Source organism: Streptomyces sp. NPDC033229 (genome assembly GCF_055576875.1).
On sequence record NZ_JBVIQR010000102.1, the window covers coordinates 1 to 7,715 of the forward strand.

The window sequence follows — 7,715 nt, forward strand, 5'->3', positions numbered from 1 at the left end:
AGCGATGATGCGTCGTCAGGCACGGATTTCCACTTGGATCACGGGGCGCAGAGAACTCCATGATCTTGGAAGTCCGTGCCTGTCATGTTCCGGAGGCACCGCCGAGCGCGAAGATCACCACGACCCGGACGTCACGCGACTACGCCGAAGCCCCTGGGACCGGGATGCCCAGGCGGATGCAGGTGGCGATGATCCGGTGCCGGCGGGCCGCGGTCAGGTCGTGGGTCCGGCCGGGCAGGGCGGGTGAGAGCCACACCAGCCTGCCGTCCGGAGCGGTCACCACAGGCAGGTTCACCCCGTGCCGGCGGTGCTTTCCGGAATAGTCCGCCCGGCCGTGGCCCGTCCGGTCGCATCCGGCGGGTGCCCCATCGAGCAGGATGTAGCGGGCACCGGCCGATCTCAGCGCTGCGGTCAGACCGGGCGCGAGCCCAGCCAGGTGATCGACGACGGCGTCAACGTAGGCATGTGCCGTGCCCAGGCTGATACCGAAGCCGGCCGCGAGCTGCCGCAAGGTGCCGTTCTTCCGCAGGTACACCAGTGCGATCAGGGCACGCCCGGACGGTGAAAGCCGGCAGCGCCGGTCACCTTCCCGGTGACCATCAGCATGGTCACCCACAAGTGCGTGGCCGCTGTGGTGGCCACCTGCTCGTCGCGGGTGAACTCCTACACCATCCGGGCCTTGCCCACCGTGGTCACCTTGGCTGTCACCTCGGGACGTTTCAGTAAATCCGTGGTCACCGCCGCAGCGACCTGATCGTCCTGAGCCAGTGAGTGGATTGCCGTGATCTTTTCCTTCGGCGTCACCGGTGTCTCGACGCGGTTGCCGACTCCCCTGCTGGCGTCGTCCGGCGTCCACCGGGCCTTGCCGTCGGTCGGCGCGAGGATCGCCGCGAACCGTTCGCCTGACGTCCTCGATGTAGGCCACGACCCGGTGAACGGCGTAGGAGATGCCCTTTTGGCGGCGGTCGGCTGGCCAGCGCGAGGATGTCCACCGTGCCGACTTCACCGTGCTGAACTTCAGGTCGATGTCCTCGGCCAGCCGCGTGAGCGTCGCGGTCGCCGACCACTCCGGGGCCCTTGTGGCCGCCCGGCTCCCTCATCGGCTCGATCTCCAGGGCACGGTCCCCGATCGTGAACTGCCCGCGCTGTCTCATCCCGGGAAGCCCGAGAGCAGCTGACAAACTCCCCGCCCATCAGGCCCGCCGTGTCACCGGAGCGACGAGAGGGACTTCCCTGGCCAATGATGCACACCGAACCGGGACGACATGCTCAGTTAGCATCAAGGCTGCCTATTTCACCCCATCGTTAGTCAAATCCGTGACGGCTAGGTGATACTTGGAGCATAAAGCGCACCCTCCTCTATGGAGCATGTACTTGGCGGATACGGGAGGTATTGTCATGCGACGGTTGACGACGGCGGCTGCGGCGCTCGCCCTGGCGGGCTCCGGACTGGTGGGCATGGCCGGGGCAGCCAGCGCCATGGCTGACAGGGCAAACGAGGCGAGCCCGGACACCGCCTGCTCGACCGGCTGGGGCAGCGGCGCCAAGTCGGCCCCGGATCCCGGAGGAAAGTCGCTGCAGAACATCAGGTCCGGCCAGCACCCCTGCTACGACCGCATGGTCTTCGACATGAGCAGCACGGCAGGCAGAACCGGATACCACGTCAGCTACGTTGACGCGTTCTACCAGGACGGCTCCGGTGAGCAGATACCAGTCGGTGGCGGCGCCATCCTGCAGATCTACGTGTCCGCACCTAGTTACGACCCGACGACTGGTGACCAGACCTATCCCGGCAGAGCGGGGCAGCCACTGCCAGGTGTGGACATCACCGGGTACAAAACATTCAAGGACACCCGGTTCGGGGCCAGCTTCGAAGGCCAGACCCAGGTCGGCCTGGGCATCCGGGCCAGGCTGCCGTTCCGGGTATTCCAGCTCAGCGACCGTGTGGTCGTAGACGTCGCGCACACCTGGTGACTCGCTCCGCACTCGTGCCAAGCCCGTGGGGCTGCCGAGACGGGGACTGGCGTTCTCCCCTATGAGCTGGACAGCCTGATACTGAGACGGACGGTCCCGGAGAAAGCAGTCCCAGGTAGTGAGCAAGAGGAGCAATACTGGTAAGCGGTCCACGGCCGGGGTCAGAAGGGACGCGGTCGGGTTGGTGCACTTGTCGGGGAAGACCGTCACCGAGGTCGCCCGGGACATCGGCGTCAGCCCGGAAGGACTGCGGAACTGGGTTGGTCAGGACAAGACCGACCGTGGGTGTCGGCGTCACGCGAATCGTGGCTCTGTCTCACATTCCGTGCCAGAGCCACGGAGGGTCACCGAATCCGCGATCATGACCGGCTGTGGGCGACGCACTCCTCCAGGACCTGTGGTTCCGCCAGACCGACGACGTCGTGATCGAAGGCATCGACACCGACGACGAGTCGGTGGTCATACGAGCCCACGTTTCGTGCCGTAGACATGTCCCTTGCGCAGAGCGAATTCATCCACCCCCAGCACCCGCGGTGTGGCCGGCTCCGGGTCGGGCAGGGCGCGGACCAGCCGCAGCAGCGTCGACCGGCTGACCACCGAGGACAGCGTCTCCACCAGCCGCGCGCCGGCCCGCCCCGCCAGCATCAGCGCGACATGCCGCAGAACCGACTGGAGGCCGGAGCTCCGGCGCCCGTAGCGGAACGTCAGCCCGTCGAGCTGCTCGGCGAACGTCGCCCGCGGACACGCACCCTCGCGGCAGCGGAACCGTCTCACCCGTAACTCGATCACCACCGGGCGCCCGCCGACCGGGCTGTCCGCGAGCCGCCGGACGTAACGGCTGTGCACACGGCCCGAGAGGACTCCACAGCCCGGGCATGCGGCCTGGTGCCGCTGAACGTGGGCTCGTATGACCACCGACTCGTCGTCGGTGTCGATGCCTTCGATCACGACGTCGTCGGTCTGGCGGAACCACAGGTCCTGGAGGAGTGCGTCGCCCACAGCCGGTCATGATCGCGGATTCGGTGACCCTCCGTGGCTCTGGCACGGAATGTGAGACAGAGCCACTTTTTGAGGTGACGCCCACACGGAAGGAGCCGGCGGGAGCGTTGGCCACGGCCGGAGCGCGAAGAGCTGTTGAGCCTGCGCCGCAAGGCCCGTGAGATGGAGCAGGCCATCGACGTGCCGGGGAAAGTACCTTGGGTTCAGCCGGTCGCTGCAGCATCGCAGGTAGAACAGGTACCAGAACAGGTATCGGAGGTGTTGCAGGGTGGCGAGGATCGGTCGTCCGGGGATGTCGGACGCGCAGCAGCGGGAGGTCTGGCGGCGCTGGAAGGAGGGGTGGTCGCTCAGCGAGATCGGTCGGGCGTTGGGGAAGGTCCCCGGTTCCATCCATGGTGTGGTGAAGGCGAACGGCGGCTACGTGCCCGCTGAACGCACCCGCGCCGCGGCCACGCTGAGCCTGGCCGAACGGGAGGAGGTCTCCCGCAGCCTGGCCCGCAGCGAGTCCTTCTGGGATATCGCGGCCCGGCTGGGGCGGGCGCCCTCGACGGTCAGCCGCGAAGCAGGCCGGCAGGGCGGCCGGGGGAAGTACCGCGCGACGGTCGCCGACAGCGGGCGCGGGACAGTGCCTGCCGCCCCAGGCCCTGTCTGCTGCAACGCAACTCGATCCTTCGCGACCTGGTCGCGGACACGCTGGCCGACGACCGGTCGCCACAGCAGATACCGGGCTGGCTTGCCCGCCGCTTCGCAAGCGAGGACGGTATGTAAGTACCCCACGAGACCATCTATCGCAGCCTGTTCACCCAAGCCCGCGGCGTGCTCAAGAAGGAACTCCTCGCCCACCTGCGCCGACGGCGCACGATGTGCCGCTCAGAGAACTCCACCACGGCCGGCCAGGAGCGCGGCCAGATCCGCGACGCGCCTCTCCATCAAAGAGCGCCCCGCCGAGGTCACCGACCGCCCCACCCCAGGCCACTGGGAGGGCGACCTGATCACCGGCGCGAAGAACAGCCACATCGCCACCCTCGTGGAACGCCACTCGCGCTACGTCATGCTCGTCCAGGAGCCCGGAAAGGACACCTGAGGGGCCTCGCGTTTTTCGGACAGGCGTCGGCCGTTGCTTTCACGCGGCGATTCGCAACTTCTGATGCTCGGCGTGGATTTCGCGCGGAGGGCGGTAACCCACTGCCGAGTGAAGGCGTTTGCGATTGTACCAGAATTCGATGTAGCGGGTGATGTCCTGCCGGGTTGCCTCGCGGGTCAGGTAGGTCACCCGTGATACACGTTCGTTCTTCAGGACACTGAAGAACGATTCGGCCATGGCGTTGTCGAAGCAGATTCCGGTGCGGCCGGCGGATTTGCGGAGCCCGAGCTGGCCCAGTGCCTTCCCGAACTCGGCTGACATGTAGTTGCTTCCACGGTCGGAATGGAATATTGCACCTGGTGTGAGCTTTCTGTTCCGTGCCGCATTGCGGATCTGCTGTGCCGGGCCCCGAAGATCTCCCGCTCCGGCTACCACGCCTGCCCCGGCGCACGTCCAGCACCGCCCCCAGGGCCCGCGTGCAGGACGCACCGGCCGCGGAGATCCGGCAGATCCACAGTGCCCGGTGCCACGCCTACGGGGCGCCGGGGATCACCGCGGCTCTGCGCCGGAAGGGCCGGAGCATCAACCGGAAGAAGGCCGAGCGGCTGACGCGCGAGCACGACATCCGTGGGATCACCCGGCGCAGGCGCCGCAGCCTAACCAAAGCCGACACCAGGGCCGCGCCCTCGCCGGACCTGGTCGGACGCGATTTCACAGCGGCCGGGCCCGGCGCGAAGCCCGTCGGTGACATCACCTACCCGCCGACGCTGGCAGGCTGTTGGCATCTCGCGACAGTCATCGATCTGGCGGCCCGTGAGGTGACCGGGCATGCGATGGCGGATCACCACCGGGCTCAGTTCGTCGTCGATACCCTGAAGACGGCCGCCGCCCGCAGCGGTCTGAACGAGGGCTGCGTCACGCACTCGGACCGCGGATCGGAGACCTGAGGCAGAACATGGGCAGAACAGGCTCATGGTGCGATAACGCCGCAGCCGAAAGCTTTTCCGGACTGCTGAAAGCGGAGACCGGGACCACCCTCTGGGAATCCCACAAGGCCGCCCGCACCGACATCTACCGCTTCACCGAGGCCGAGTACAACCGCATCCGCCTGCGCAAGCACCCGGAGTACGGCTATACCACGCCACTCGAAACCAGAACGCTGGTGATCCTCACCCCCACAGCGCAACCACCCGCTACCCATCTTCAAGGGGAGAACATCAGACAGAGCGGCACAGTTCACCGGCGTCTCGCGGGCACGGACCAGCCCAAGGTGAGTTGCGGGACAACCTTTAGCAATAAAGCTCGGTACGACTCTCGACTCATCGGTAAACGCCGAATGGGCCTCAACTCGGCATGCAATGGTGTGCCACCACGACAAGGGGAAATTCGCGATGGCACTCCGGGACCCAGTGAAGTACAACCCGGGCGCAATGGGAGAGACCGTGGGGAATGCCCATGACGAACCACAGGGGCGCGGAAGGGCGGCCTTGAGGCCAGCGGCAGCCGGACTCGGCTTCGCGGCCCTGTGCTACCTGTCGGTCACGGCGGTCATGGCATTCACCGTGGGCGAGCGCGCCGTGGACAACGTCTTCCTCGCCAGAGCGTGCGGGGCGTTCGTGACCGGGACGGCTCTGCTGCCGCTACTGGCCTGGCGGAATCAATCGGCGGGCCCGGACGGAGTCCGACAGCCACCTCGGGTCGCTCTAGCGATGTGGTTGTTCGGCGTATGTGTCACCGTTCATGGCGTCGCCTATAGCCACGGCCGTGGTGCGGAGGGTTATGCCGGGCCTGTCCTATTCTGGGCACTCTTCGCATTCGCTGGCTCGCTCACCATGTACTTCCTGGGACAGCGACTATGGGGCCACGATAACGCGTCCGCCCTGGCGCGAGAAAGACCAGGGCGGCCCACGGCTGGTGTTGCGTTCCCAGCATCCCGACGGCATCGAGCAGGAGATCTATGGCTTCCTCCTCGTCCACCACGCGGAGGTCATCAGCGTCCGCGGCGACAGCTTCCGCATGCGCGGACGCGACCTCGAACGCGTCCCGCCCACCAAGACCCAAACAACGAATAGCATGATCGACTGACGCGGCGGGGGGGTGCCCCTATGGGTTTGGTCAAGCTGATGGGGCGGGTTGGGGTTCGTAGAAGGTGCCGTCGCGGAGCATCGCGAAGAGCACGTCGGCTCGTCGTCTCGCGAGGCAGAGGAGTGCTTGGGTGTGGTGCTTTCCCTGGCTGATCTTCTTGTCGTAGTAGGCCCGGGACGTTGGGTCGGCCAGGGCCGCGAATGCGGAGAGGAAGAAGGCCCGTTTGAGCTGCTTGTTTCCGCGTCGGGAGGGTTGTTCACCGCGGATCGAGGAGCCCGAGCTGCGGGTTGCCGGGGCGAGGCCGGCGTAGGCGGCGAGGTGGGCGGCGGAAGGGAAGCTGCTGGCGTCGCCGACGTCGATGAGGATGCGGGCTCCGGTCCTGACGCCGATCCCCGGCATGGACGTCAGGACCTTGGAAAGAGGGTGTGCCTCCAGCAGTTCCTCGTCCTCGAAGCGAGGAGTTTCCGCTGGTCAAGCACCGCTTGGAGCGAGCCGGCGAGGCTGGGAACGATCAACGCGGCCGCGTCCGTGCCCGGGACGACGACGGTCTGCTCGTCCAGGGCGGTGAAGATCTCTTCGACCAGCCGCTCGGCCATCCGCGGCGCCTTCGGGCGCATCAGTGTCAGGAGCCGGCGGCGTCCCGCTTTGCGGATCTGGGCCGGTGAACCGAACTGTTCGAGGAGCTTGAGTACGGCCGGGTGCTGCGCTCGGGGGCCCAGGACCCGTTCCAGCGATGGGTGGATCTGTGTCAGCAGGCCCCGCAGCCGGTTGCTGATCCTTGTCGCTTCGCCGGCCAGGTCGTCGTCGAAGCCGACGATCATCTCCAGCTCGGCGATGGTCTCGTCCTCGAGGTCGACCGAGCGGAGTGTGTGAGGCATGACGCGGGCCGCGTCCGCGATGACGAACGCGTCGCGGGCATCGGTCTTGGCCTCGCCGGGATAGAGATCGGCTATCCGCCGCATCGTCAGCCCGGGCAGATAGGCCACTGGGCATCCCATGTCCCGGGCCACCGCCAGCGGCAGGGCGCCGATCGAGGCCGGCTGGTCGACCACGACGAGCACGGTCCCGTGCTTGGCTTGCAGCTTGCCGAAGACCTCGCGGAGCTTGGGCTCGCTGTTGGGCAGCCGCTTGTCGAAGGCCTTCTTCCCCGTCGGGGTGACGGCGGTGGCCGTGGTGTTCGCCTTTGCCGACATCCAGGCCGAGGAAAGCGCCGATCTCGCTGACGTCGATCACGTGCGTCCTTCGGTCGTCCCTGCCCGGCCGTCCCACGGCACCGATCGCCACATCCACATTTGAGGGGCCTCGCGTTTTTCGGACAGGCGTCGGCCGTTGCTTTCACGCGGCGATTCGCAACTTCTGATGCTCGGCGTGGACTTCGCGCGGAGGGCGGTAACCCACTGCCGAGTGAAGGCGTTTGCGATTGTACCAGAATTCGATGTAGCGGGTGATGTCCTGCCGGGTTGCCTCGCGGGTCAGGTAGGTCACCCGTGATACACGTTCGTTCTTCAGGACACTGAAGAACGATTCGGCCATGGCGTTGTCGAAGCAGATTCCGGTGCGGCCGGCGGATTTG

The 7,715-nt window shown here is 66.7% G+C and carries 8 protein-coding genes and 3 pseudogenes; 5 read left to right on the top strand and 6 right to left on the bottom strand.

What is annotated here, in order from left to right; genetic code table 11:
- Window positions 1-157 precede the first annotated feature (157 nt).
- A pseudogene (locus tag ACZ53N_RS35480) lies at window positions 158-606 on the bottom strand (transposase family protein); the annotation flags it as partial.
- Between the two features lie 57 nt (window positions 607-663).
- The gene (locus tag ACZ53N_RS35485; RefSeq protein ID WP_469144880.1) at window positions 664-885 is read right to left on the bottom strand and encodes a DUF6192 family protein; all 222 of its coding nucleotides are present in this window, start codon (window positions 883-885) and stop codon (window positions 664-666) included.
- A 513-nt stretch (window positions 886-1,398) separates the two neighbouring features.
- Between ACZ53N_RS35485 and ACZ53N_RS35490 the strand changes: the two genes are divergently transcribed.
- Both ACZ53N_RS35490 and ACZ53N_RS35495 read left to right on the top strand, forming a co-directional pair.
- The gene (locus ACZ53N_RS35490; protein ID WP_469144873.1) at window positions 1,399-1,974 is read left to right on the top strand and encodes an AMIN-like domain-containing (lipo)protein; all 576 of its coding nucleotides are present in this window, start codon (window positions 1,399-1,401) and stop codon (window positions 1,972-1,974) included.
- A gap of 118 nt (window positions 1,975-2,092) precedes the next feature.
- Window positions 2,093-2,242 (top strand): annotated as a pseudogene (locus ACZ53N_RS35495) (transposase); the annotation flags it as partial.
- Between the two features lie 191 nt (window positions 2,243-2,433).
- On the opposite strand, the gene ACZ53N_RS35500 reads toward ACZ53N_RS35495, so the two are convergent.
- Window positions 2,434-2,973, bottom strand: a complete 540-nt coding sequence (locus tag ACZ53N_RS35500; protein ID WP_469144874.1) for a transposase family protein — start codon at window positions 2,971-2,973, stop codon at window positions 2,434-2,436.
- 292 nt (window positions 2,974-3,265) lie between these two features.
- On the opposite strand from ACZ53N_RS35500, the gene ACZ53N_RS35505 reads away from it, so the two are divergent.
- A complete protein-coding gene (locus ACZ53N_RS35505; RefSeq protein ID WP_469144875.1) occupies window positions 3,266-4,057 on the top strand; it encodes a transposase in 792 nt (263 codons plus the stop codon).
- Window positions 4,058-4,096: 39 nt separating this feature from the next.
- Here ACZ53N_RS35505 and ACZ53N_RS35510 read toward each other — a convergent pair whose 3' ends face one another.
- Complete coding sequence (locus ACZ53N_RS35510; RefSeq protein WP_469144876.1) at window positions 4,097-4,378, bottom strand: integrase core domain-containing protein; 282 nt, start codon at window positions 4,376-4,378, stop codon at window positions 4,097-4,099.
- A 155-nt stretch (window positions 4,379-4,533) separates the two neighbouring features.
- Between ACZ53N_RS35510 and ACZ53N_RS35515 the strand changes: the two genes are divergently transcribed.
- Both ACZ53N_RS35515 and ACZ53N_RS35520 read left to right on the top strand, forming a co-directional pair.
- Entirely contained in the window at window positions 4,534-5,004 is a 471-nt protein-coding gene (locus tag ACZ53N_RS35515; protein WP_469144877.1) for an IS3 family transposase, read from the top strand.
- A gap of 967 nt (window positions 5,005-5,971) precedes the next feature.
- Window positions 5,972-6,142, top strand: coding sequence for a hypothetical protein (locus tag ACZ53N_RS35520; protein ID WP_469144878.1), 171 nt, complete (start codon window positions 5,972-5,974; stop codon window positions 6,140-6,142).
- 30 nt (window positions 6,143-6,172) lie between these two features.
- Here ACZ53N_RS35520 and ACZ53N_RS35525 read toward each other — a convergent pair.
- Both ACZ53N_RS35525 and ACZ53N_RS35530 read right to left on the bottom strand, forming a co-directional pair.
- Window positions 6,173-7,375: pseudogene (locus ACZ53N_RS35525) on the bottom strand (IS110 family RNA-guided transposase).
- Window positions 7,376-7,477: 102 nt separating this feature from the next.
- A partial coding sequence (locus ACZ53N_RS35530; RefSeq protein ID WP_469144879.1) for an IS3 family transposase occupies window positions 7,478-7,715 on the bottom strand: 238 nt, incomplete at its 5' end.